This is a genomic window from Serratia sp. BFP-2025, from assembly GCF_050880365.1.
GTDB classification, from domain to species: domain Bacteria; phylum Pseudomonadota; class Gammaproteobacteria; order Enterobacterales; family Enterobacteriaceae; genus Serratia; species Serratia surfactantfaciens.
In genome coordinates this window covers 2,694,763-2,719,746 of record NZ_JBPAFV010000001.1, presented here as the reverse complement: position 1 = coordinate 2,719,746, position 24,984 = coordinate 2,694,763, and the positions used below count along the sequence as shown (strand labels likewise).

The window sequence follows — 24,984 nt, the reverse complement described above, 5'->3', positions numbered from 1 at the left end:
TTATCAGGGAGGAGAAGGATGTTGGGGGATCCGATGGCGCTGTCTGCGCTGGTTACGCTGGTGGTCATTGTGCTCTGGGCCAGCGCCCGTTTACCGGAGTATGTGGTCGCGCTGCTGTTCTTTGCGGCGGTGATGGTGTTGCAGCTGGCGCCCGCCGCGGTGACCTTTTCCGGTTTTGCGTCTTCCGCATTCTGGCTGGTGCTCAGCGGCTTCGTACTGGGCACCGCCATCCGCAGCACCGGGCTGGCGGATCGCCTGGCCAACCGACTCTTGCCGCATCTGTCCGGTTCCTGGCTCCGCCTGGTGGGCGGCGTAGTGGCGATAAGCTATGCGTTGGCGTTTGTCATGCCTTCCAATATGGGGCGCATCACGCTGCTGATGCCGATCGTCATGGCGTTGGCCGAGCGCGCCGGGCTGGCGGAAGGGTCACGCGGCCGTATCGGTTTGGCGCTGGCGGTGGGGTTCGGCACCTTCCAGCTCTCCGCCAGCATTCTGCCGGCCAACGTGCCCAACCTGGTGATGAGCGGCGCGGCGGAAAATGCCTACGGCAGCCACTTCGCTTATCTCACTTATCTGCTGCTGCACGCCCCGGTTCTCGGGGTAGCCAAAGGCGCGCTGCTGACGCTGTGCATTTGCGGCCTGTTTCGCGCCCGGCCGCAGCCGGTGGCGGCCATGGCGGCGCAACCTCCGCTCAGCGCCGCCGAATGGCGGCTGATCGCGCTGTTGGGCGTCACGGTGCTGCTGTGGATGACCGACAGCTGGCACGGCATCGCTCCCGCCTGGGTGGGGTTGGCGGCGGCGTGTTGCTGCCTGCTGCCGCGCATCGGTTTTCTCAACGGCGAGCAGTTCGCCGTCGGGGTCAACGTGCGCACCTGCATCTATGTCGCGGGGATCTTGGGCCTGACCGCGCTGGTCAGCCATTCGGGTCTTGGCGATCGGCTGGGCGGCGTGCTGTTGACGGCGATACCGGATCTGCACGGCAAGCCGTTCACCGCGTTCGGCGCGTTGGTGGGGATCACCGCATTGCTCAATTTCGTGGTGACCGCCAATGGCGTGCCGGCGCTGTTTACCCCGCTGGCGGAGGCGCTGTCGGCGGGCAGCGGTTTACCGCTGCTGACGGTGCTGATGACCCAGGTGAGCGGTTACGCCACTCCGCTGCTGCCGTATCAGGCTGCGCCGATCGTGGTGGCGATGGGGATGGGCAAAGTGCCGGCGCGCGAGGGGCTGAAGCTGTGCCTGTTGCTGGCGCTGCTCAGCTTCGCGCTGCTGGTGCCGTTGGACTATTTGTGGTTCAGGCTGCTGGGGTGGATCCCGTAAACAACCCCGCGCCGCCGGCAAAACAATCTTCGTCCAGCGTCAGAGTGGCGATTTTATGCACCGGCCCGCGCATGCTGACCTGAAAGTCGCCGCTGAAGGCGATCTGCAGCTCGCCGCCCGGCATCCGTACGCTGACCCGATCGTCGACTCGTCCCAGCTTGCGCATCACGCTGGCGGCGGCGCAGCTGCTGCTGCCGGAGGCCAGGGTGAAACCGGCGCCGCGCTCCCAGATGCCGATGCGCAGCGTCTGGCGATCGACCACTTCCACCAGTTGTACATTGGTGCGTTTCGGGAACAGCGGATGGCGTTCAATCTGCGGCCCCAGCCGGCGCACCTGTGCCAGATCCAGTTTTTCAACCGGCACCACGCAGTGCGGGTTGCCCATCGACACCAGCGACACCCTCAAGGTCTCTTCCTCCAGCGGCAACGGGTAGTTCAGCGCCTCCGGCAGATCGATCAACGCCGGCAGGGCCGCCGGGCTGAAATTGGCGCGCCCCATCTCCACGGTGATCTGATGCGGGTCTTCCGCTACCTGGCAGCGCACGTCGCCGCCGGCGGTGTGCACCAGAAACGGTTGATGCCCTATGCGGCCGCTGTCGAACAAATAGCGCGCGTAGATGCGCAGACCGTTGCCGCTTTTCTCCGCTTCGGATCCGTCCGGGTTGATGATGCGCAGGGTGGGATTGACGGCGTCGCCGCTGTCGATCAGCAGGCCGTCGGAACCGACGCCGTAATGCGGATGGCACAGCAGACGAATTTGCTCCTGATTCAAGCGGTCGGCGACCGCACGGTGACACACCAGGTAGTCGTTGCCCAGCCCGTGATATTTGTGGAACAGCAGGGGAGTCATGGCGTTGCTCGGCTCAGCAAGAAAAGGTGGCTACAGCTTACAACAGAATGTTGGCGTCAAAACAAACAAAAGGCGGCCTAAGCCGCCCTTTTGCACGATTGCCGGTCTGGCAATTAATTGTAGATGATCGCGGTGCCGTGCAGCTTGTTGTCACCGGTGGTCGCGATGATCTGGAAGGATTTTGCGCCCGCCGCGTCGGCTTTGGCCGCCAGTTTGTTCTCCAGGCTGCTCAGGTCGGATGCCCCGCTGACGGTGACGACGCCGGCTTTTTGCAGATCGGCCGGTTGAGCGTTGACCAGTTCGGCGGCGAAGCTGCCGAAGGAGACGGAGGCCAGTGCGATGGCGGCGATGGTCATTTTCAGGTTTTTCATGGTCTTATTTCCTATCTATGTTCTTTACAATGTTTGTTTGGTAAGGTCGTTAAATTAATTAACGATCGATAATTTAATGTTAGATGCCGGTTTGACGGATTGCAAGTATTTTTTTAACGCTCGTTAATTAATTTTTTCTTACGCCCTGGCGTGGTGAGCAGAAAGTCGTGCAGTCCGTGAGTGTAATGCTTTGTTATTGATAGATTTCAGCAGTGCCGTGCAGCTGGTTGTTACCACCGGCGCCGATGATGCGGAAGGATTTTGCACCGGCCTGATCGGCTTTCGCAGCCAGGCTGCTTTCCAGTGAGGTCAGATCGGACGCGCCGCTGACGGTGATGACGCCCACTTTCTGCTGGTCGGCCGGTTGGCTGCTGACTAAATCAGCGGCGAAACTGCCGAAGGAAACGCTGGCCAGGGCGAGGGCTGATAGAGTTAATTTTAAGTTTTTCATGATGTTAATTCCTTTCCGATAACGGTGAATAGAGGGTGTTAATCCGGTTCGCTAATTTTTCTTAACGATCGATAACTAAATGCTAATCGGTTCTCGACGAGCGCGCAATATTTTTTTATAATGATCGTTAAGTTATTTGTGCTAACCCTGCCGTGGAGCGGGATAGGAGAGGAGCGATGAGCATCAATGAAACGGTCTGCGGCAAGAAAAGCCGTGGCAGACCGAAACAATTTGATCGCGACCGGGCGCTGGAAAGCGCGCTCGATCTGTTCTGGCGGCACGGTTATGAAGCCACTTCGCTGGCCGATCTGGTGGAAGTGACCGGCGCCAAAGCACCGACGCTGTATGCGGAGTTCGGCAACAAGGAAGGGATGTTCCGCGCGGCGGTGGAGCGCTATCTGCAAAAATATACCGCCTGCACCAACCAACTGTTGGAACAGGCGTTGCCGGTGGCCGAGATCGTCGAGGCCTACGTGCGTTCTTCCGTCGAAGTGTTTACCGACCCCGATACGCCGTCAGGCTGCTTTATGGTGTGTGCCTCCGCCGCGCTATCGTCCGCTTCCGACGACGTCGCCCAGATGCTGCGCAAGAAACATCATGCGCAGGAAGCGGCGCTGAAAGCCTGCTTCGATCGCAAGGTGCAACAAGGCGAACTGCTGGCGAAAACCGACACCGCGCTGCTGGCGAAATACGTGATTTGTACCATTGAAGGCATGTCGGTGCAGGCGCGCGAAGGGGCAAACCGGGGCGATCTGTTGCGGTTGCTCGAGGCGCTGATGCTGGTGTGGCCGCGGCTCAGCCAGATAGGCAATAAGGTGTAATAACGGGCCCGGTTTTCACCGGGCACCGTAAAGCATTACTGATTGACCGGGATCACCGCGCCCTGGTACTTCTCGCGAATAAAGTCCTGAATCGGCTTGGAGTGCAGCACCTTCACCAGTGCCACGATCTCCGGTTTGTTCACGTCGGCTTTATGCACGGTGATTATGTTGGCGTACGGGTTGTTTTCGCCGCTTTCGACCGCGATCGGGTCTTTGGTGGGATTCAACCCGGCGTCGATGGCGTAGTTGGCGTTGATCACCACCGCGTCGCCTTCGTCGTTGTTGTACATCTGCGGCAGCAGCGCGCCCTCAACGTTGGCCTGGAACTTCAGGTGTTTCGGGTTTTCCACCACGTCGGCGATGCGCGCATCCACCTTGCTCACCCCCGGTTTCAGCTTGATCACGCCTTGCTGTTCAAAGATTGACAGGATACGGCCTTCTTCCGCCACTGCGTCGCGCATGATGATTTTGCCGTTGTCCGGCAGATCTTTCAGGCTTTTGTACTTCTTCGAGTAGATGCCGATAGGCTCGATATGGATCGCGCCGGCACTGACGAAGTCGTAGCTCTTGTCATCGGCATGGTCTTTCAGCACCGAGTTCAGGTAAGGCACGTGCTGGAAGTAGTTGGCGTCGATGTCGTGGCTGGCCAGGGCGGTGTTCGGCAGAATGTAATCCTGAAAGCGCTTGATCTGCAGATCGATGCCTTCCTTCGCCAGTATCGGTTTGGCCTGTTCGAGGATTTCGGCGTGCGGCACGTTGGAGGCGCCGACCACCAGCTTGGTCGCCGCGGCGGCGCCATAGGAGGCGAGGGTGGCGACGGAGGCGAAAGCCAACATCAGTAGGTGCTTTTTCATCATCGTTTTCCTTGGTTAATTAACGTTTGTCGAGCGTTCTTGTCAGGGTGTCGCCAATGAACTGAATGACGAAAACGATCAGCAGAATCGTCAGCGTCGCCACCAGCGTCACGTCACTGTGGTTGCGTTGGAATCCTTCCAGATAGGCCAGGTTGCCCAGGCCGCCGGCACCGATCACCCCGGCCATCGCGGTGTAGCTCACCAGCGCGATCAGAGTGACGGTGATGCCGGAAACCAGCGCCGGCGAGCTCTCCGGCAGCAAGACGCGGAAAATCAGGGTGCGGTTTTTGGCACCCATCGAGCGCGCCGCCTCGATCACCCCTTTGTCGACCTCGCGCAGCGCAATCTCCACCAGCCGGGCGTAGAACGGCGCCGCACCGACGATCAGCGCCGGCAGGGCGGCGTCGGCGCCGAGAATGGTGCCGATCAGCGACTTGGTGAACGGAATCAGCAGTACGATCAGAATGATGAACGGAATGGAACGGAAGACGTTGACCAGCACGGAGATCAGCGAGTAGACCGCTCGGTTCTGCAACAGCTGCCCTTTCGAGGTTAAAAACAGCAGCACGCCGAGCACCATACCCAGCACCAGCGTGGCCAAACCGGCGAGACCGGTCATGTACAGCGTTTCCCAGGTGGCGTCCCACAGTTGATCCAGACGCAGGTGGGGGAACAGGGATTCAATCATGTTGGATAACCTCGACGGCGATGTTTCTTTCGTTCAGCAACTTGAGCATGTCGGCGACCTGTTGTTCGTTGCCTTCGGCGTGGATGTACAGTTCGCCGTACGAACCGTTGAGGGTGTGGCTGATCTTGCCGTGCAGAATGTTGACGGTCAGGGCGTAGCGTCGGATCACCTCGGAAATCACCGCCTGATGGGTTTGCACGCCGACGAAGGTCAGCTTGAAGATCGCGCCCGGCAGGTGGGCGGTGAGCCGTGGGTTGAAGCTCTCTTCGGCGTCCGCATATTGCGACACCTGTTTGACGAACTGCCGGGTGATCGGCTGCTGCGGTCGGGTGAAGACGTCGAGCACCGGGCCTTCTTCGACGATGCGGCCGTTCTCCATCACCGCCACGCGGTGACAGATCTTGCGCACCACATGCATCTCGTGGGTGATCAGCACGATGGTCAGTTTCAGCTGGCGATTGATGTCCAGCAGCAGATCGAGAATGGCGTCGGTGGTCTGCGGATCGAGGGCCGAGGTGGCCTCGTCGCACAGCAGCACGCTCGGATTATTGGCCAGCGCGCGGGCGATGCCGACGCGCTGTTTTTGGCCGCCGCTGAGCTGCGACGGGTAGGCGTCTTCGCGCCCCTGCAGGCCGACCAGCGCGATCAACTCCGCCACGCGCGGCGCAATCCGCGCCTTGGGCACGCCGGCGATCTGCATGGAAAACGCGATGTTCTGGCTGACGGTGCGCGACCACAGCAGGTTGAAGTGCTGAAACACCATGCTGATTTTCAGCCGCGCCTGGCGCAGATGGCTGCCTTTGGCGCGGGCGATGTCGAAACCGCCCACCTCAATGCGGCCGCGGGTCGGTGTTTCCAGCCCGTTGAGCAGGCGGATCAGCGTGCTTTTACCGGCGCCGCTGTAGCCGATGATGCCGTAAATTTGCCCGGCGTCTACCGCCAGACTGACGTCGTCTACCGCCACGACGGGGCCCTGAGTGCTGTCAAAAGTTTTGCAAACGTTCGAAAGAACGATCATAGCGAAGCGAATCCTTATCGATACATCACAGCATTCCGTCCGGAACGCGTTGCGCCGGACAGGGATCGTTCGGCTTATCGGCGGGGCACAGCCCGGCGGGAAGTGGCGGACGGAACCGCTGTTGCGGGTGAATACCGGGCAATCCTACCGAGGGTTTATAGTGACAGGAAGAATGTAAAATCTATTACTTATTCTTGTTTGATATATATAACGGCGGGCGAAACGTGGAGGGGAAAAACCGGCCGCAGGGCGGCCGGCGATGGCGGGCTAGCGTTTGTCCAGCTTCATGTGCAGCAGCGGGAACGGGTTGCCCTGGCCGTCGAGCGGCGAGCGGCCGGTGATGACAAACCCATAGTGGCGGTAAAAGCCGCTGGCCTGCGGATTTTGCTCGTTCACGTCCAGCTGCAGCTCATCGTGCAGCGTTTCCGCGTGGGTCAACAGCGCTTTGCCCACGCCTTGGCCGCGCTGATCGGCATCGATAAACAGCATCTCCACCTTGTTGCCGTTCAGGCCGATAAAGCCGCAGGGATGCCCCGGTTGGTCTTCGGCCACCCAGACGTTGACCGCGGGCAGGTAGTCATTCAACACCAGCGGGAACAACTGCGCGATGTTGTCTTCGGTTAAAAAATGGTGGGTGGCGCGCACCGAACGCAGCCAGATATCTGCCAATTGCGCGTTGTCTTCCGCCGCGCGTGCTCTGATGGTAATCATCGAACTCTCTGCTATCTAAGTTGAAGGAAAAGAAACTAGATAGAGGTTTTGTGGGGTTAGTGCCGAATTAACGTGGGTTAACGCCCTGCAAAGCGCCTCTGCAGTGGATCGAATAAGCCCGCCTTCTTGCAAGCGGTATAACAACTGTAATTCAGCAAGTTAATGCTTTCAACCGCCCATGGCGCAATGAGGCGCTCGCCGCATGATACACTGGCCGCTGAACCAGCAAGAGGGCGGCAGGATGGAAGCGGTACGCGCAGCGATAGAAAAACAGGTGCTCAGCCTGACCGGGCTGGCGCTCGGCGGCGTCGACTTCGAGAACCCGCCGGGCGATCCGGGGTTGTTCGGCCCGCAGTCGGTCATCTGGCAGGTACACCGCGATTTCACCCCGATGCTGTGCGGCGGCGTCAGCGCCTTGCTGCTGCAAATGCTGCATCCGCTGGCGCTGGCCGGGGTGTGGGATCACTCCAACTTCCGCGAAGATATGATTGGCCGCCTGCGCCGCACCAGCCAGTTCGTGTCGGTCACCACCTTTGGCCCGACCGCCGAGGCGGAGCGGCTGATCGCCAAAGTCAAAGCCATCCATCTGCGGGTGACCGGCGTCGGCAGCGACGGCACGCCTTATGCCGCCAGCGATCCGGCGCTGCTCACCTGGGTTCACGTGGCGGAGAGCAGCCGTTTTCTGGCCAGCCACCTGCGCTACCGTAATCCCCATCTTTCCCGCGATTTACAGGATCAATACTATCGCGAAGCGGCGCGGATAGCCGCTGCGTTGGGGGCGACCGCCATCCCCCAGTCCTGCGCGGAGGTCGAAGAGTACCTGCAGACGATGCGGCCGCAGTTGGTGTGCGACGAACGGACTCAAGAGGTGGCACGCATTCTGCTGAAGGCGCCGGCGCCGAGCGCATTGGCGCGCCCGCTCGGCAGGGTGGTGATGCAGGCGGGCATCGATCTGTTGCCCGATTGGGCGCAGCGGCAGTTCGGTTTTCAGCCGGGCGCGCTGCGGCGGCGGCTGGTGCGAACGGGCGCCGCAGGCCTCGGCAAGGTGCTGGGCGCGTCGATGCGCAACGGCTCCTATCAGCGCGCGGTGCGGCGCATTACTCAGCCGTCATAAGCCACAGCCGCTATAATTAGTCTTTGTTTATCTTCGTTTACGGCCGCTTTTGAGACTTTTACGGGTGATCCGGCCAGTAATGCGTTTTACACTTGGGGGCAAAGCCACATTCCATTTTTGGCGCGCAGCCGATTCTGCCGCGCCCTGACCCTATTGAGGTGATATGAACGAATCATACGTACTTGCTGAAGTCAGCAATGAGAACCAGACGCTGGTCGCGGTGGTTCAGCAAGATCACCGGGCAGCCTATTTTTACATCTATCCCGCCGAAGCCTACAGCGATCGCTATCAGGTGCGTGCCTGCTGGCTGCGCAATCTGGCCGCCGCGCCGCTGCAGGAAGATCGCGCCGCGCTGGAGCAAGGGCAGCCGCCGATGTTGGCGGCGGAGTTTTGCCGCAACCTGGAAGGGGAAGCGCCGCTGAACCCGGAAGGGTTGATGGTGGTGTGGAGCGAAAGCGACGACGGCGCAGCCCTGTGGTATTACGGCCAACTGCTGGCGGTGATCCCCGGCTGGAGCCTGTATATCGACCATTCGGTGTGCTATTCCGCCAGCTGCATCAAGGAGAGCCCGTTGGCCTATCCGCTCGGCTCGGCCTCGACCAACACGCAATATGCGCAGGCGGAGAGCACCCGCCAATTCTGGCGCAGCTGGCAGCGTGAAGAGGGCAATCCGTGGCCGAAGATGCAGCGCGATTTTCAGGCGCGCTATGAGCAGCATTTCGGCCCCTCGGTAAAATACTACGCCATCGATCAGGGCAAGTGGCCGCCGATGGCCATCACCCAGCACGAGCGCGACGGCATTTATTACTTTCTCACCATGGGGGTCAGCATCCGGCCGATGCCGTGGGTGGAGATCCTGTTCAACGACGAGGCTTCGCGCTATCGCCGCATGGAGATGGCGATCGCCATCGACAGTCAATACATGACCGAAGACAACGCGGTGCAGATGGCCAGCGCGCTGGCCGGTTTCGCGCACGCGCCGTGGGCGCGGCTAACCTGGATCGGCGAAGGGCATACGCTGGAGTCGGACGTGGCGCCGCTGGGCTACGAGGGCTATATTTTATCGTCGTCCTTCTACCCATATAACGCGCACCTGGCTTTGCCGCAGCAGTACGGCGACCCGGTGAACCTGTTCTGGGCCAGCCCGGTGTTTACCGCCGAACGCCAACTGGCGCACGCCACGCCGAACGGCGGGCACGATCTGGTGAACCGGCTGCGCGAGCAGGGCGTCGACCATATTTTCCGCCCGCGCCAGCCGGTGTGCTGATGCGATTGACTCTTCAGGAGCTGCCATGACCGCCGCGCTGTTGATTATCGATGTGCAGGAAGGTTTGTTTACGCCGCCGCCGGCGGATGCCACGGGCACCGTTGCGCGCATCAATCTGCTGAGCGAGCGCGCCCGTCGGGCCGGCGCGCCGGTTGTCGTGATTCAGCACCACACGCCGGACGACGAACTGCCGCACGGCAGCGCCGCCTGGCAAGTGCTTGCGGCGTTGACGGTGGCGCCGGGCGACCACCGGGTGGAGAAAACCACGCCGGACTCCTTCCTGCGCACCTCGCTGGGCGCATTGCTGATCGCCAACGGCGTTTCGCAGCTGGTGGTGTGCGGCTACTCCACGCCGTTTTGCATCGATACCACGGTGCGTAGCGCGGCGGCGCGCGGTTATCCGGTGACGCTGGCGGCGGATGCTCATACCTGCCACGACAAATCCTATGCCGACGGCCTGCTGATCCGCACCCACCATAACGAGACGCTGTCGAATATCGACAGTTTCGGCGTGCCGATCCGCGCCGTGCCTGCGGCGGACATCGTGTTCTGATTACGGAAAAACGGGGGCCTCGGCCCCCGTTCGTTATTTCAGGCCCGCCCGCCGCGCCGCCACCTTGGCCAGCGCCGCCCAATCCAGATCCGCATCCCCCTGCGCCATCGCGTCGAGGAAGTTGTCTTTCAGCACCCCGGCGAACGGCATCGGCGTATGGCTGTCGGCGCCGGCGGCCAGCGCCAACCCGACGTCCTTCAGCCCCAGCGCCAGCCGGAATCCAGCCGGGGAATAATTCTCGGCGGCGATCAGCGCGCCATAGCCCTGATAGGCCGGGGCGGCGAAGACGGTGCTGCTCAGCATCTGCAGATAGTCGGCGCCGGACACGCCATAGTTGCGCACCAGCGCACTGCCTTCCGCCATCGCTTCAATGGCGCTGGCCAAGGTAAAGTTGGTGGCGATCTTGACCACGTTGGCCTGCGCCGGATCGGCGCCGAAGTGCCAGGTTTTCTGGCCGAGGGCATCGAACAGCGGCTGCGCTTTCTTCAGCAGCTCGCTCTCGCCGGCCGCCAGAATATTCAGCTTGCCGGCGGCGGCCACGTCGACCCGGCCCAGCACCGGCGCGGCGAGATAGCCGATGCCGTGTTCCGCATGCAGCGCCGTCAGGCGTTTGGCGAGCTCGACCGAGATGGTCGCCATATTGATATGCAACGCGCCCGGTTTCATTCGTTGCAGCAACCCGCTGCCCACCACCACCTGCTGCGTGGCGGCGTCGTCGGCCAGCATGGTGATCAGCACATCGGCATCGGCCAACTGTTCCGGCCGCTCGGCCTGCCGCGCGCCGGCGCTGACCAGTGGCTGCGCCGCCTGTGGCGAGCGGTTCCATACCGTTAATGCGAAGCCCGCCTGCAACAGGTTGGCCGCCATGGCGCTGCCCATCCCACCCAGTCCGGCAAATCCGATCTTCATCATGCGCTCCTTTTTCAGGTTGAAGGTTTTACCCTAGCGCGCCGGGCCAGGAACGCAAATGCCGGAGTGTAACGCCGTCTTACGCACCGGCGGCGGGCTATTGACGTGCTGCCGCTGCGGGTATACCTTGATGGCATGAATATATCGATGCCTTCCACCCACAATCAGTCATGGTGGCGCCTTTTCTGAGGCGGCACGAGTATTCACATTTCTTTTTAATGCCGCCGGTTTGGCGGCATTATTTTTTGTGGCGTTGATCCGGCGGTGTACTGACCTTCAGGAGCACTGCCATGAGTTACACCATTCTTACCGGCGATCGCGCCACCGGCCCACTGCATTTAGGCCACTTCGTCGGCTCGCTGCGCCAGCGCGTCGAACTGCAGCACCAGCATAACCAAACGGTGATGGTGGCGGATCTGCAGGGCCTGACCGACAACGGCAACAACCCGCAAAAAATCAGCGCCAACGTGCTCAACGTAGTGGCCGACTATCTGGCGGTGGGCATCGATCCGCACAAGACCACGATCTGCCTGCAGTCGGCGCTGCCGGCGTTGGCCGAGCTGACAATGTACTACCTCAACCTGGTCAGCGTGGCGCGACTGGAACGCAACCCGACGGTGAAAAATGAAATCGCCGAGAAGGATTTCGCCCGCAGCCTGCCGGCCGGCTTTTTGATCTATCCGGTCAGCCAGGCGGCGGACATCACCGCCTTTGGCGCCACCCACGTGCCGGTCGGCGAGGATCAGCTGCCGATGCTGGAGCAAACCAACGAGATCGTGCGGCGTTTCAACCATATCGTCGGCCAACCGGTACTGACGGAGTGCCAGCCGCTGCTGAGCAACGTCGGGCGTCTGCCGGGGCTGGACGGGCAGGGCAAGATGTCGAAATCGCGCGGCAACGCCATCCAGCTTGGCGCCAGCGCCGACGAGGTGCACAAGGCGGTGATGAGCATGTTCACCGATCCCGGTCATCTCAACGTCAGCGATCCCGGCCGGGTGGAGGGCAACATGGTGTTCACCTACCTGGACGCCTTCTGCGACGACGCCACGCTGGTGGCGGATCTGAAGGCGCATTACCGCCGCGGCGGGTTGGGGGACGTGAAAATCAAACGGCTGCTGGAGGATTGCCTGCAGAGCCTGCTCGAGCCCATCCGCACCCGCCGCGCCGAATTCATCGCCGATAAAGGCGAGCTGACGCGCATCCTGCAGCACGGCACCCGCCGCGCGCATCAGGTCAGCCAGCAGACGCTGCAGCAGGTCAAGGCGGCGCTGGGGCTGGACTTCTTTAGCCTGGAATGATGCGCACGCCGGGGCGTCACGCGTCACGCCCCGGCCATAAAACCATCATCCCACTGTCATAAACTTATTCGTTAATAGGTGCCCATAATGATTAGCCACTGAAACCAGAGAAATCATATGGCTCAGGCACTGTTAAAATTGGCACAGCACGACTTCCCAGGGCAGCACGCCGCCGCATCCCGCAAAGTGTTATCGGTAAAGGGACTCGGCAAGGCCTACAAAGCGCAGCAGCGCGTGCTGGATGACATCAACTTCGATCTGCACGCCGGCGAGTTCGTGGCGGTGATCGGCCGTTCCGGCGCGGGCAAGTCCACGCTGCTGCACACCCTGAACGGCACCATCCCTTCCAGCTGCGGCGAGATGCTGCACTTCGAAGACGATGGCGTGGCGCAGGATATCGCCCAGCTTGCCGGCCGCCAGATGCGCCAGTGGCGCGCGCGCTGCGGCATGATCTTCCAGGACTTCTGCCTGGTGCCGCGGCTGGACGTGATGACCAACGTGCTGCTGGGTCGTCTGAGCCACACGTCTACCCTGAAATCCTTCTTCAAACTGTTCGATGACGCCGACCGCGCTCGCGCCATCGAGCTGTTGCAGTGGCTCAACATGCTGCCGCATGCGCTGCAGCGCGCCGAGCACCTCTCCGGCGGCCAGATGCAGCGCGTCGCCATCTGCCGTGCGCTGATGCAAAACCCGCAAATCCTGCTGGCCGATGAGCCGGTGGCGTCGCTCGATCCGAAAAACACCCGCCGCATCATGGACGCGCTGCAGAAAATCAGCGAAGACGGCATCGCGGTGATGGTGAACCTGCACTCGGTCGAACTGGTGAAAGAGTATTGCTCGCGGGTGATCGGCATCGCCCACGGGAAGATCGTGTTTGACGGGCATCCTTCGCAACTGAACGAACGGATCCTGCACCAGCTGTATGGCGAAGAAGCCAATCAGATCCATTGAAGCACTTTTGACCTTTACCCTTTACACACAAGGCACACCTAATGAAAAAAGTATTGAGTCTGACCACCCTGATGGCCGGCGCGATGATGGTCTTTAATGCTGCCGCAGCGGATGCGCCGAAAGAGCTGAACCTGGGCATTCTCGGCGGCCAGAACGCCACCCAGCAGATCGGCGATAACCAGTGCGTGAAGCAGTTCCTGGATAAAGAGCTGAACGTCGATACCAAGCTGCGCAACTCGTCCGACTATTCCGGCGTGATCCAGGGCCTGCTGGGCGGCAAGATTGATCTGGTGCTGAGCATGTCGCCGTCCTCGTTCGCTTCGGTCTATATCAAGGATCCGAAAGCGGTGGACATCGTCGGCATCGCGGTCGACGACGTCGACCAGTCGCGCGGCTACCACTCGGTCGTGGTGGTGAAGGCCGGTAGCCCGTACCAGAAGCTGGAAGACTTGAAGGGCAAGGCCATCGGCTTCGCCGATCCGGACTCCACCTCCGGCTTCCTGATCCCGAACCAGGCGTTTAAAAAGCTGTTCGGCGGCACGGTCGACAACAAATACAACAACACCTTCTCCAGCGTCACCTTCTCCGGCGGCCACGAGCAGGACATCCTCGGCGTGCTGAACGGCCAGTTCGAAGGTGCGGTAACCTGGGCGTCGATGATCGGCGATTACAACACCGGCTACACCAGCGGCGCGTTCACCCGCATGATCCGCATGGATCACCCGGACCTGATGAAACAGATCCGCATCATCTGGCAGTCGCCGCTGATCCCGAACGGCCCGATCCTGGTGAGCAACTCGCTGCCGGCCGACTTCAAGGCCAAAGTGGTCACCGCCATCAAGAAGCTGGATAAAGACGATCACCAGTGCTTTATCAAAGCGATGGGCGGCAAGCAGCACATCGGCGACACCACCCTGGCGGAATACCAGAACATCATCGATATGAAGCGCGAGCTGACCAAAGGCGACCGTTAATTCCCGGCTGCCTCGGCCGTCCGAATGAAGGGGTTCAGCGTGCTGAACCCCTTGTTCCATAAAGATGGAAGACCTGTTTTGAATACCGATTTCGCACACTATTACCAACGGATCCGCAGCAAGCAAAAGCGCGAAGCGCTGTTGTGGTCGCTCGGGCTGGTGGTGTTGTACCTGGGCGCCGGCAACCTCGCCGAGTTCAACCTGCACACCGTCTGGGTGTCTATTCCGCACTTCTTCGACTACCTGGCCGAAACCATTCCGACGCTGCACTGGCACCTGCTGTTCGCCGACGGGCGCACCGAAGGCTCGCTGGCCTATTGGGGTTACCGCCTGAACATTCAGCTGCCGCTGATCTGGGAGACCCTGCAACTGGCACTGGCGGCGACCATTTTCTCGGTGCTGGTGGCGACCGTACTGGCGTTCCTGGCGGCCGGCAACACCTATACTCCGGCCTCGGTGCGGCTGGCGATCCGCACGCTGGTGGCGTTTCTGCGCACCATGCCGGAGCTGGCGTGGGCGGTGATGTTCGTGATGGCGTTCGGCATCGGCGCCATTCCCGGCTTCCTGGCGCTGGCGCTGCACACCATCGGCAGCCTGACCAAACTGTTCTACGAATCGATCGAAACCGCCTCCAACAAGCCGGTGCGCGGGCTGGCGGCCTGCGGCGCGACGCCGCTGCAGCGCATGCGCTTCGGCCTGTGGCCGCAGGTGAAACCGGTGTTTCTCTCCTACAGCTTCATGCGGCTGGAGATCAACTTCCGCCAGTCGACCATTTTGGGACTGGTGGGGGCGGGGGGCATCGGCCAGGAGCTGATGACCAACATTAAACTCGACCGCTACGATCAGGTCAGCATGACGCTGCTGCTGATCATCGTGGTGGTTTCCGTGCTCGACTATGTGTCGGGCGAACTGCGCAAGCGCGTGGTGGAGGGGGCAAAATGACAGCGGGCACTCCGGCGTCGGCGGAAACGCTGCGCCAGCTAAAACAGCAGCATCCGGCGATCTTCGCGCAGCAGGGGCGTTATCTGCGCACCGTCGGCCTGATCGCGCTGGCGATCGTGCTGTACTACGTGTTCTTCTTCCTGGTCTTCGGCATTAGCTGGCCGCAATTTATCAACGGCTGCCAGCAGCTGGGGCGTTATTTCCTGCGCATGTTCGTCTGGCATGACTTCGTCAACTGGCCGTTCATGTACTACTTCCAGCAGATTGGCATCACCATCGCCATCGTGTTCGCCGGGACGATCACCGCGTCGCTGATCGCGCTGCCGCTGTCGTTCTTCGCCGCGCGCAACGTGATGTCGACGCCGCTGCTGCGGCCGATTTCGGTGCTGGTGCGCCGCTTGCTCGACGTGCTGCGCGGCATCGACATGGCTATCTGGGGGCTGATCTTCGTGCGCGCCGTCGGCATGGGGCCGCTGGCCGGGGTGTTGGCTATCGTGATGCAGGACGTCGGGCTGCTGGGCAAACTGTACGCGGAAGGGCACGAGGCGGTGGACAAGTCCCCCAGCCGCGGCCTGACGGCGGTGGGCGCCAACGGGTTGCAGAAGCACCGCTACGGCATCTTCACCCAATCGTTCCCCACCTTCCTGGCGCTCAGCCTGTACCAGATCGAATCCAACACCCGCTCTGCGGCGGTGCTGGGCTTCGTCGGCGCCGGCGGCATCGGCCTGGTGTATGCGGAGAACATGCGGCTGTGGAACTGGGACGTGGTGATGTTCATCACCCTGATCCTGGTGGTGGTGGTGATGATCATGGATAAGGTCTCTTCGCTGCTGCGCAACAAGTACATCATCGGCGAAGATATCCCGCTGTATCAGCAAAAAAGCCAAATCGATTGAGAAACCCCTTGCCGATCCCTATACTGCCGCACATTCAAGGTGTGTGGCAGTCATTTCGTTTCGCAATGTGCGCACGTCCCCGTTAGACAAGTAAAGGCAATGCAATCCCATGATGAACAACGACGTGCTGCGCAGCGTGCGCTATATGCTGAGCATTAACAACGCCAAAATGGTCGAGATTATCAAACTGGACGATTTCGAGGTGGCGGTGTCGGCGATGGACGCTTACGTGATCAAAGAAGGCGAGCCGGGCTACGAGAAGTGCCCGGACGAAGTGATGGCGCACTTCCTCAACGGCCTGGTGTTCTTCAAACGCGGCAAGGACGACAAGTTCCCGGCGCCGGCGGTTGAACTGCCGATCACCAATAACCTGGTGCTGAAAAAGCTGCGCGTGGCGTTCGAGCTGAAAGACACCGATATGCACCAGATCTTCACCGCGGTGGATTTCCGCATCTCCAAGCCGGAACTGAGCGCGCTGTTCCGCAAAGAGGGCACCAAGAACTACCGCCCATGCGGCGATCAGATGCTGCGCTACTTCCTCAAAGGGCTGGCGCAGCGCGTTCGCGGCGAGTAACGCGCAGCGTTCACCGAGCATCAGGCGCAATCGCAAGGTTGCGCCTTTTTTATTATCTCTCTCCCGCCTGCCGTTGTTGTACAGGCCCTCAGCCATCCGTCATCGATGGAGGGCGCGCCGCCTATCCGGTTACTTTTTCATGGTCAATTCAATCCCCCAACCATGAGGAAAGCAGGATGCCAACCATCACGAAAACCCAATCACTCTACACATTGACCCGGCCTGTCTGGCTGGATGCGGCAGGCATGAGCAAGGGCATCGACCACGATCGCCAGCACCTGGGCATCATTCTCGCCGCCGGGCAGGTGCTGCGCGTGCGGCAGACCAACGCGGCGTTTACCGGCAAGCTCACGCTGCGCTTGCTGAATGACGACAGCAAAACGGAGGCTGAATTCAGCGTCGGCGCGAGCTGGGTCGAGGCCCAGGTCAATGCCGTCTCGGTACCCTTTATCGATACGCCGTACGGGCAGGGCGAACCGGTACTGGAGTTCGACTATCCGGACACGGCGAAAGCGCTGCCGGTTTATCGCCGTGGCGAAAACGAAGCCGCATTCTTTGCCCGTTGGGACGATCGGGACGCCGAGTTTGCCCTGATCGATGCGGAATACGCCGTGTTGCTGGTGCCGAAAATCAGTAAACCGGCGCTGAAGTCGCTGGGCGAAGCGAAAAACATCGACGGGCTGATCGCCTACTACGACCGCATTTTCACTTTCTACAATGCGCTGACCGGCGTCTCGTTCGAGGCTGAACACGAATCCGATCGCAATATTCACAACCGCTATTTTATGAAGGCCGATAAACACGGCGCCGGTGCCGCGTATTACGGCGGCCGTTGGACGGCGGAAACCAGCGATTCGGTCAGCAGCTTCTGGCTGACGCCGCAAGACAGCAACTGGGGCAGCCTGCATGAGATCGCGCACGGCTATCAGGGGCACTTTATGGGCGATAAATATTTCTCCACCGGTGAGATGTGGAACAATATTTATGCCGCTTGCTATCAGGACGTGATGCTGGGGGAACGCAAGTACCGGGAGGGGTGGCTGTATAACTACGGCAACGCGGCCGGCGTCGAGAAGAAAATCGTCGATCTGATCGCTCAAGGCACGCCGCTCAACCAGTGGGACCTGCGCTCCAAGCTGTTCTTCGCGATGCTGATGGTCGACAAGGCTGGCAAGAACGCCTTCACGCACTTTAATCAGCAGTATCGCCAAAGCTGCAATACGCCGGGCTTCGTGCCGTCAGAACATGCCTTGCTGGATCTGCTGTCGGCAAGCTTCGCCGCGGCTGGCGAGCAGATCGACGTGACGCCGTTCGTCGAGTTGACCGGCGGCGTGATCACGCAAACGCAGCGCGATCTCAACGCGTTCAGCCACGCCAAGGCGGTATATCCGCTGTATCAACTGGTGGATGCGCAGAGTTTGCCGGCGGTGCAGGCGCAGCTGAAGCTGGATTCCTCCCTGCGCCTGGTCGATTCTTATCAGCTCAAGGCGAGCGGCCTGAAAGGCGATGTCACCCTGAGTCTGGATATCGATGATTTTGCGCAGATCTACGGTGAGGATTTGATCCTGATGGAAGGGGCGCGCTATGCCCACAAGGTCCGTATCGACGCGCCGACCCTGACCCTGGCTGCGTTGCCGATCGGCGTGTACACCCTGCGATTGCCGACCGGCAAAGATCGCAAATACCGGCCAACGGCGGGTTACCTGACGGTGAAGCAGGGGAAAAACGCGGTGACGCTTCGCTTCGTGCGTAAAGCTGCTTCGCCGATCGTTTCACAGGAGATCAATCTGTTGGGCCTGGGCGATGCGGTCTTCGCCACCGTGGTCGTCGATCGCGCCAAAGGGGCGGTGGTGGTTGACGTGACCAGCACCACGCCGCACTCCTACTTCCCGGGTGAAACCTATGCCCGGATGACGCTGCGCGATCGACAGGGCGCGGTGCGCTTCAGCAAGGAGATTCAGGGCACTCAGGCTACCTTAAGTCATGACGAGCTGCCGTTTGCCGAGGGTGATGATATCGAAATTTACCATGTGGAGCCGAGCCGGGTGCGCCTGAATCCGGCGGCGACCGGAGTTATCGATAACAAAAACAAAACCAACGTGCTGCGTATCGAAAAAAGCGGGCTGAAAAACCCGGCGCTGTCCGGCGATCCTGAACAAGCGCTGCTGACGCGTCTGGAACAGGCTGCGCAGCGTTTGCGCCGCCTGTTGCCGGCCTATTATGCGCCGTCGTCGTTCAAGGACGATATTTATCTGGCGATCGGCGCCTTCGCCGAGCCGCAGCGCGAGTCACTGTTGGCGACCTATCGGGATTGCCTGCCTGCCGACAATACGCCGCCGGGCGCCAACGTCGGCAATGCGTTTACCGTGGCTGCCAAAGGGATCGGCGATCGCCAGTTTCTGACCTGTGCCGTCGATCTGGTGAAGAAAACCGTGACCGTAACGTTGGCGGCGGGGATTGCTCACCACTACTTTGCCGACAGCTACGCCTTCCTCAGCGTGACGGATGCGGACGGTAGTACCTTGCTCAGCTACGACATCATCGGCAGCCAGAATCAACCGGCCAAAACCTGGGTGCTGCCGCTGTCGGGCTATGGCGGCGAGGTGATCCATCTGCGGCATGAAGAGCCGGACAACCGTCTGGCGATCGTCAACGAGATGCAGCACGTGCGGCTGGCGGAGAAGGGCAAGCAACAGACCTACTGCATTACGCCGGTCGGTTTGAAACGCATCAACGACTGATTCCACATAGTCCTTCCGGGGCGGTGAGTTTCGCCGCCCCGGTTTTCCTCTGCACATTGCCTTATTGCACTCTTTTTGTTCTCCCGTTGCGCGCCGCTGGTGCAGCCCGTTCGCCGGGGCTGTCATAAGTTTTAATTATAATTTATTGAAATCATGAGATTAAAAACTGGCACGCTGGTTGCTCTGTTGAATCCCATCTTGTGTACCAGATGGAATTCAGCCGATGAGCGAACCTGTTGAAGCGTGCGGTTTTACCCTCAGTGAATGGCAGCACCATTATCAAACCCGTCCGGCGGGCGAGCGCCTCGCCTGCGTCAGTGCGACGATCGAAAGGCTGATCGCCGGCCTGAAGCCGGACGATAACGCCTGGCTGTATCTTGCCACGCCGGCGCAGCGCGAGCAGCAGTATCGGCAGCTGGCGCAGAGGCTAGAGGCGGTCGCCGGCGATCTCAGTTGCTTGCCGCTGTTCGGCGTACCCTTTGCCATCAAAGACAATATCGACGTCGGCGGCTGGCCGACCAGCGCCGCTTGCCCGTCGTTCACCTATCAGGCCGCGGCGGACGCCACCGTGGTCGCCAGGCTGCGCGCCGCCGGGGCGATCGCCCTCGGTAAAACCAACCTCGACCAGTTTGCTACCGGGTTGGTGGGCACCCGCTCACCTTATGGCGCGGTGGTCAACAGCTTCGACAGCCGCTACGTCAGCGGCGGTTCCAGCTCCGGCTCCGCTTCGGTGGTGGCGCGCGGCCTGGTGCCGTTCGCGCTGGGCACCGATACCGCCGGTTCGGGGCGCGTACCCGCCGGGTTCAACAACATCGTCGGGCTGAAGCCGACCAAGGGGCGGTTGTCCAACCGCGGCGTAGTGCCGGCCTGCCGGTTGAACGACACCGTTTCGATCTTCGCGCTGACGGTGGCCGATGCGGCGCAGGTGGCGGAGCTGGCGAGCGGCTTTGACGCGGCAGATCCTTATTCCCGCGCCGATCCGCATACCGCGCCGGCGGATATTCCCGCCGCGCCGCGTTTCGCCGTTCCCGCCCAGCTGGAGTTTTTCGGCGACGTGCAGGCCGAGCGGGCGTTTCATCGTGCGCTGGCGCAGCTGCAGGCGGGCGGCGCCACGCTGGAGCCCCTCGATTTCGCGCCGTTTCGCACCCTGGCGGAACAGCTGTATTACGGCCCCTGGGTAGCGGAGCGCACTGTGGCCATTGAGCAGGTGCTGGAAGCGAACCCGCAGGCCATCGATCCGGTGGTGCGCGGCATCGTCGGCAACGGCCTGAGCTACAGCGCCTGCGACGCCTACAAGGCGGAATACCTGCGCGCCGAATTGGCGCGGCAAATCGCCCAGCGGCTGGCGCCGTTCGACGCGCTGGTGGTGCCGACCGCGCCCACTATCCGCACCCTGGCGGAGATGGCGCAAGAGCCGGTGCTGTTCAACTCGCAATTCGGCACTTACACCAATTTCACCAACCTGGCCGATCTGAGCGCGCTGGCGTTGCCGGGGCCGCTGCGCGAAGACGGGCTGCCGGCGGGCATCACCCTGATTGCGCCCGCCTGGCATGACCGGGCGCTGGCAGCGTTTGGCCTGCGTTGGCAACGGCAAAGCGCCTTGCCGCTCGGGGCTATCGGCCGGGTATTGCCGACGCAGCCTGCGCCGGCGCCGTCCACAGGGCACGTGCGTCTGGCGGTAGTAGGCGCTCACCTCAGCGGCATGCCGCTCAACATCCAGCTGACGCAGCGCGACGCGGTGCGGGTAGAGCAAACCGTTACCGCTCCCTGTTACCGCCTCTACGCGCTGGCCGATACCGAGCCGCCAAAGCCGGGGCTGGCGCGCACGGCACAGGGGGCGGCGATCCACCTTGAGCTGTGGGACATCCCGCTGGCCCGTTTCGGCGAGTTTGTAGCGGAAATCCCGGCGCCATTGGGCATCGGCACGCTGCTGCTGGCGGACGGCCGGCGGGTGAAGGGGTTTATCTGCGAAGCCTGGGCGTTGGAAGGCGCCACGGATATCACTGAGTTTGGCGGCTGGCGTAACTATCTCGCCAGCGTTAAGGGGGCATGAACATGTTTACTACCGTACTGATCGCTAACCGCGGCGAAATCGCCTGCCGCGCCATTCGCACCCTGAAACGCCTGGGCATAACCAGCGTGGCGGTCTATTCAGACGCCGACCGCAATGCGCCGCATGTCACCGAAGCCGACAGGGCGGTGGCGCTCGGCGGCGACAAGGCCGCCGACAGCTACCTGCGCATCGACAAGATCCTTGCGGCGGCCGCCGCCACCGGCGCGCAGGCGATCTACCCCGGCTACGGCTTTTTGTCCGAGAGCGCCGAGTTTGCCGAAGCCTGCGAGGCGGCGGGCATCGCCTTTATCGGCCCGACGGCGGCGCAGATCCGCGAGTTCGGCCTCAAGCACCGGGCGCGCGAGCTGGCGGCGTTGGCCGGGGTGCCGATGACGCCGGGCACCGGCTTGCTGGAGAGCGTTGAGCAGGCGGTCGCCGCCGCTGCGGGCATCGGCTACCCGGTGATGCTGAAAAGCACCGCCGGCGGTGGCGGCATCGGCCTGACGCGCTGTGACGACGAGGCGGCGCTGCGCGACGCGTACGACAGCGTCAAACGGCTGGGGGAGCAGTTCTTCCGCGACGCCGGCGCCTTTATCGAACGCTTCGTCGATCGGGCACGCCACGTCGAGGTGCAGATTTTCGGCGACGGCCAGGGGCGGGTGGTGGCGCTCGGCGAGCGCGACTGCTCGCTGCAGCGCCGCAACCAAAAGGTGGTGGAAGAAACCCCGGCGCCGCACCTGCCGGCGGCGACCCGCCAGGCGCTGCATCGGGCGGCGGTGGCGCTGGGCGAGTCGGTGAATTACCGCAGCGCCGGCACGGTGGAATTCATTTACGACGCCGCACGCGACGAGTTTTATTTCCTGGAAGTGAACACCCGCTTACAGGTAGAGCACCCGGTTACCGAGATGGTCACCGGTCTGGATCTGATCGAATGCATGTTGCAGGTGGCGGCGGGCGACGCGCTGGATTGGGCGGCATTGCACCGCGCGCCGCAGGGCGCGGCGATCGAGGTGCGCCTCTATGCCGAAGATCCGCTGAAAAACTTCCAGCCCAGCCCCGGCGTGTTGACCGAGGTGCATTTCCCGACCGACGTGCGCCTCGACGGCTGGGTGGCGACCGGCAGCGAAGTCTCTGCGTTTTACGACCCGATGATCGCCAAGCTGATCGTCCATGGCGCCGATCGGGCGCAGGCGCTGGAAAAACTGCGCGTGGCGCTGGCGGCGACCCGTCTGCACGGCATCGCCACCAACCTCGACTATCTGCGGCAGGTAATCGCCACGCCGCAATTTCAGCGCGGCGACGTCTGGACGCGCCTGCTGGACGATGTGCGTTTCCAGCCGCACTGCCTCGAAGTGCTGCAACCCGGCACCTACAGCAGCGTGCAGGACTATCCCGGCCGCCTCGGCTATTGGGATATCGGCGTGCCGCCGTCCGGCCCGATGGACGACTTCGCGTTTCGGCTGGCCAATCGCATCGTCGGCAACCATCCGGCGGCCGCCGGGCTGGAATTTACCCTGCAGGGGCCGACGCTGCGTTTTCACTGCGACGCCACCATCGCGCTGACGGGCGCCAGCTGCCCGGCCGATCTCGACGGCGAAGCGGTCGCTTACTGGCGGCCGATTACGGTGCGGGCCGGGCAGGTGCTGACTCTGGGGCGCGCTACGCACGGCTGCCGCACCTATCTGGCAGTGCGTAACGGCTTCGACGTGCCGGTATATCTCGGCAGCCGCTCTACCTTCGCGCTCGGGCAGTTCGGCGGCCACGCCGGGCGCACCTTGCGCGTGGCGGACATGCTGGCGATCGCTCAACCGGCGCTGGCGGCCAGCACCACCCCGGCACCGATCGCCGCGCCGCAGGCGATGGACAACAGCCTGATCCCGCACTACGGCGATCAATGGCACATCGGCGTGCTGTATGGGCCGCACGGCGCGCCGGACTTTTTCACCACCGAATCGATAGAGGCCTTCTTCGCCACCGACTGGCAGGTGCATTACAACTCCAACCGCCTCGGCGTGCGTCTGGCGGGGCCGAAGCCCGAGTGGGCGCGGGAGGACGGCGGCGAAGCCGGTTTGCATCCTTCCAACGTGCACGACTGCGAGTACGCCATCGGCGCGATCAACTTCACCGGCGACTTCCCGGTGATCCTGACCCGCGACGGGCCCAGCCTCGGTGGCTTCGTTTGCCCGGTGACCATCGCCAAGGCCGAACTGTGGAAAGTGGGGCAGGTGAAGCCGGGCGACCGCATCCGTTTCCATCCGATCGGCTTCCGGCAGGCGCAGTCGCTGGAGCAGGCGCAGCTTGGCAGCATCGAAGCGCTGGCGGCGGTGAAGGCCATCACCCTGCCACCGCCGGATCTGGCCCCGGCGGATACCGTTTCCGCCGCGGTGCTGGCGGCGCTGCCGGCGGCGGAGGGGCGCCCGGCGGTGGCGTATCGTCAGGCGGGGGACGGCTACATCCTGATGGAGTACGGCGACAACGTGCTCGATCTGGCGCTGCGCCTGCGCATTCATCTGCTGATGCAGTCGCTGCGCCAGGAGGCGATCCCGGGCGTGGCGGAGCTGGCGCCGGGCGTGCGTTCGCTGCAGATCCGCTACGACAGCCGGCAGATAAGCCAGGCCGACCTGTTGCAGCGCCTGCTGGCGCGCGAACGGGCGCTGGGGGACGTCAGCCGGCTGAAGGTGCCGACGCGCACCGTCTGGCTGCCGATGGCGTTCGAGGATTCGGCCACGCTGGGGGCGGTGGATCGCTATCAGCAGACGGTGCGCGCCTCGGCGCCCTGGCTGCCGAACAACGTCGATTTCATTCAGCGCATCAACGGCCTGAGCCGACGCGAGCAGGTGCGCGACATTCTGTTCGACGCCAGCTACCTGATCCTCGGGCTGGGGGATGTGTACCTCGGTGCGCCATGCGCGGTGCCGCTCGATCCGCGCCATCGCCTGCTGAGTTCCAAATACAACCCGGCGCGCACCCACACCGCCGAAGGGACGGTCGGTATCGGCGGCATGTACATGTGCATCTACGGCATGGATTCGCCGGGCGGTTACCAGCTGGTCGGGCGCACGCTGCCGATCTGGAACAAATTCCTCAAAAACTCGCAGTTCACCGCCGGTGAACCCTGGCTGCTGCGCTTCTTCGATCAGGTGCGCTTCTACCCGGTCAGCGAGCGAGAGTTGGACGAGCAGCGCGAAGCGTTCCGCGAAGGGCGCATGCAGGTGCGCATCGAAGAGAGCGAGTTCGACTTCGCCGCATACACCCATTTCCTGGCCGACAACGCCGGGGCGATCGCCGATTTCCAGCATCGTCAGCAACAGGCGTTCAGCGCCGAAGTGGCGCGCTGGCGCAGCGATGACGACGAGGCCGAGGCGCAGCTGTTGCCGCCGGTGGAAGAAGACGCCATCGACGGCGATCTGGTCAGCGCCGATCTGAACGGCAGCGTGTGGAAGATCCTGGTGGAGCCGGGGCAGGCGGTGGCGGCCGGGCAGCCGCTGATCGTGGTCGAGGCGATGAAGATGGAGCTGGCGGTCACTGCGCCGCGCGCCGGGATCGTTAAGCGCATCAGCTGCCGGCAGGGGCGGCCGGTCGGGCCGGGCGACGCCCTGCTGTGGCTGGAAAAGGCGGTTTGAACGGAGGA

22 protein-coding genes are annotated in these 24,984 nt (G+C 62.3%); 14 read left to right on the top strand and 8 right to left on the bottom strand.

The window, feature by feature from the left end:
- Positions 1-18: 18 nt before the first annotated feature.
- The gene (locus ACRAWE_RS12990; protein ID WP_432525447.1) at positions 19-1,317 is read left to right on the top strand and encodes an SLC13 family permease; all 1,299 of its coding nucleotides are present in this window, start codon (positions 19-21) and stop codon (positions 1,315-1,317) included.
- Here ACRAWE_RS12990 and dapF read toward each other — a convergent pair.
- The 3 genes from dapF to bhsA (ACRAWE_RS12975) form a co-directional block, all read right to left on the bottom strand.
- A complete protein-coding gene (gene dapF / locus ACRAWE_RS12985; protein WP_063918980.1) occupies positions 1,292-2,167 on the bottom strand; it encodes a diaminopimelate epimerase in 876 nt (291 codons plus the stop codon). The genes ACRAWE_RS12990 and dapF overlap by 26 nt on opposite strands.
- Positions 2,168-2,280: 113 nt before the next feature.
- The gene (gene bhsA, locus ACRAWE_RS12980) at positions 2,281-2,538 is read right to left on the bottom strand and encodes a multiple stress resistance protein BhsA (RefSeq protein WP_004939517.1); all 258 of its coding nucleotides are present in this window, start codon (positions 2,536-2,538) and stop codon (positions 2,281-2,283) included.
- 193 nt (positions 2,539-2,731) lie between these two features.
- Entirely contained in the window at positions 2,732-2,989 is a 258-nt protein-coding gene (gene bhsA, locus ACRAWE_RS12975; RefSeq protein ID WP_432525446.1) for a multiple stress resistance protein BhsA, read from the bottom strand.
- Positions 2,990-3,165: 176 nt separating this feature from the next.
- Here bhsA (ACRAWE_RS12975) and ACRAWE_RS12970 point away from each other — a divergent pair, with 176 nt between their 5' ends.
- Entirely contained in the window at positions 3,166-3,810 is a 645-nt protein-coding gene (locus tag ACRAWE_RS12970) for a TetR/AcrR family transcriptional regulator (RefSeq protein WP_019454707.1), read from the top strand.
- Positions 3,811-3,845: 35 nt separating this feature from the next.
- Here the strand turns inward: ACRAWE_RS12970 and ACRAWE_RS12965 are convergent, their stop codons facing one another.
- The 4 genes from ACRAWE_RS12965 to ACRAWE_RS12950 all read right to left on the bottom strand — a co-directional run bounded on the left by ACRAWE_RS12965 (position 3,846) and on the right by ACRAWE_RS12950 (position 7,081).
- Positions 3,846-4,664 carry a MetQ/NlpA family ABC transporter substrate-binding protein gene (locus ACRAWE_RS12965; RefSeq protein WP_019454706.1) on the bottom strand — a complete coding sequence of 273 codons (819 nt, stop codon included), beginning with the start codon at positions 4,662-4,664 and terminating at the stop codon, positions 3,846-3,848.
- A gap of 19 nt (positions 4,665-4,683) precedes the next feature.
- A complete protein-coding gene (locus ACRAWE_RS12960) occupies positions 4,684-5,352 on the bottom strand; it encodes a methionine ABC transporter permease (protein ID WP_019454705.1) in 669 nt (222 codons plus the stop codon).
- A complete protein-coding gene (locus tag ACRAWE_RS12955) occupies positions 5,345-6,370 on the bottom strand; it encodes a methionine ABC transporter ATP-binding protein (RefSeq protein WP_019454704.1) in 1,026 nt (341 codons plus the stop codon). The genes ACRAWE_RS12960 and ACRAWE_RS12955 overlap by 8 nt, the downstream gene beginning before the upstream one ends.
- A 267-nt stretch (positions 6,371-6,637) precedes the next feature.
- Positions 6,638-7,081: an acetyltransferase gene (locus ACRAWE_RS12950; RefSeq protein WP_019454703.1), complete on the bottom strand. Its 444-nt coding sequence runs from the start codon at positions 7,079-7,081 to the stop codon at positions 6,638-6,640.
- A gap of 241 nt (positions 7,082-7,322) precedes the next feature.
- Between ACRAWE_RS12950 and ACRAWE_RS12945 the strand changes: the two genes are divergently transcribed.
- From ACRAWE_RS12945 to ACRAWE_RS12935, 3 genes are all read left to right on the top strand, one after another.
- A complete protein-coding gene (locus ACRAWE_RS12945; RefSeq protein ID WP_025160004.1) occupies positions 7,323-8,195 on the top strand; it encodes an oxygenase MpaB family protein in 873 nt (290 codons plus the stop codon).
- 163 nt (positions 8,196-8,358) lie between these two features.
- Positions 8,359-9,462 (top strand): suppressor of fused domain protein, encoded by a 1,104-nt coding sequence (locus ACRAWE_RS12940; protein WP_063918981.1) that lies wholly within the window; start codon positions 8,359-8,361, stop codon positions 9,460-9,462.
- A gap of 25 nt (positions 9,463-9,487) precedes the next feature.
- On the top strand, positions 9,488-10,015 hold the full coding sequence (locus ACRAWE_RS12935; protein WP_063918982.1) for a cysteine hydrolase family protein: 528 nt from the start codon (positions 9,488-9,490) through the stop codon (positions 10,013-10,015).
- A 33-nt stretch (positions 10,016-10,048) separates the two neighbouring features.
- Here ACRAWE_RS12935 and ACRAWE_RS12930 read toward each other — a convergent pair whose 3' ends face one another.
- Positions 10,049-10,924 (bottom strand): NAD(P)-dependent oxidoreductase, encoded by an 876-nt coding sequence (locus tag ACRAWE_RS12930; RefSeq protein ID WP_432525588.1) that lies wholly within the window; start codon positions 10,922-10,924, stop codon positions 10,049-10,051.
- A 290-nt stretch (positions 10,925-11,214) separates the two neighbouring features.
- On the opposite strand from ACRAWE_RS12930, the gene trpS reads away from it, so the two are divergent.
- From trpS to uca, 9 genes are all read left to right on the top strand, one after another.
- Complete coding sequence (trpS, locus tag ACRAWE_RS12925; protein ID WP_432525445.1) at positions 11,215-12,222, top strand: tryptophan--tRNA ligase; 1,008 nt, start codon at positions 11,215-11,217, stop codon at positions 12,220-12,222.
- Positions 12,223-12,339: 117 nt separating this feature from the next.
- The gene (gene phnC, locus ACRAWE_RS12920; RefSeq protein ID WP_019454697.1) at positions 12,340-13,173 is read left to right on the top strand and encodes a phosphonate ABC transporter ATP-binding protein; all 834 of its coding nucleotides are present in this window, start codon (positions 12,340-12,342) and stop codon (positions 13,171-13,173) included.
- Positions 13,174-13,214: 41 nt separating this feature from the next.
- On the top strand, positions 13,215-14,147 hold the full coding sequence (gene phnD, locus ACRAWE_RS12915; RefSeq protein ID WP_019454696.1) for a phosphonate ABC transporter substrate-binding protein: 933 nt from the start codon (positions 13,215-13,217) through the stop codon (positions 14,145-14,147).
- Positions 14,148-14,225: 78 nt separating this feature from the next.
- Positions 14,226-15,089: a phosphonate ABC transporter, permease protein PhnE gene (phnE, locus tag ACRAWE_RS12910; RefSeq protein WP_019454695.1), complete on the top strand. Its 864-nt coding sequence runs from the start codon at positions 14,226-14,228 to the stop codon at positions 15,087-15,089.
- Entirely contained in the window at positions 15,086-15,985 is a 900-nt protein-coding gene (gene phnE, locus ACRAWE_RS12905) for a phosphonate ABC transporter, permease protein PhnE (protein ID WP_019454694.1), read from the top strand. The genes phnE (ACRAWE_RS12910) and phnE (ACRAWE_RS12905) overlap by 4 nt, the downstream gene beginning before the upstream one ends.
- Before the next feature lie 109 nt (positions 15,986-16,094).
- Entirely contained in the window at positions 16,095-16,559 is a 465-nt protein-coding gene (locus ACRAWE_RS12900; RefSeq protein WP_004939471.1) for a DUF1456 family protein, read from the top strand.
- A 176-nt stretch (positions 16,560-16,735) separates the two neighbouring features.
- Positions 16,736-19,300, top strand: a complete 2,565-nt coding sequence (locus ACRAWE_RS12895; RefSeq protein WP_432525444.1) for a putative mucin/carbohydrate-binding domain-containing protein — start codon at positions 16,736-16,738, stop codon at positions 19,298-19,300.
- A 223-nt stretch (positions 19,301-19,523) separates the two neighbouring features.
- Entirely contained in the window at positions 19,524-21,353 is a 1,830-nt protein-coding gene (atzF, locus tag ACRAWE_RS12890; protein ID WP_432525443.1) for an allophanate hydrolase, read from the top strand.
- A 2-nt stretch (positions 21,354-21,355) separates the two neighbouring features.
- Positions 21,356-24,976 (top strand): urea carboxylase, encoded by a 3,621-nt coding sequence (gene uca / locus ACRAWE_RS12885; protein ID WP_432525442.1) that lies wholly within the window; start codon positions 21,356-21,358, stop codon positions 24,974-24,976.
- Positions 24,977-24,984 lie beyond the last annotated feature (8 nt).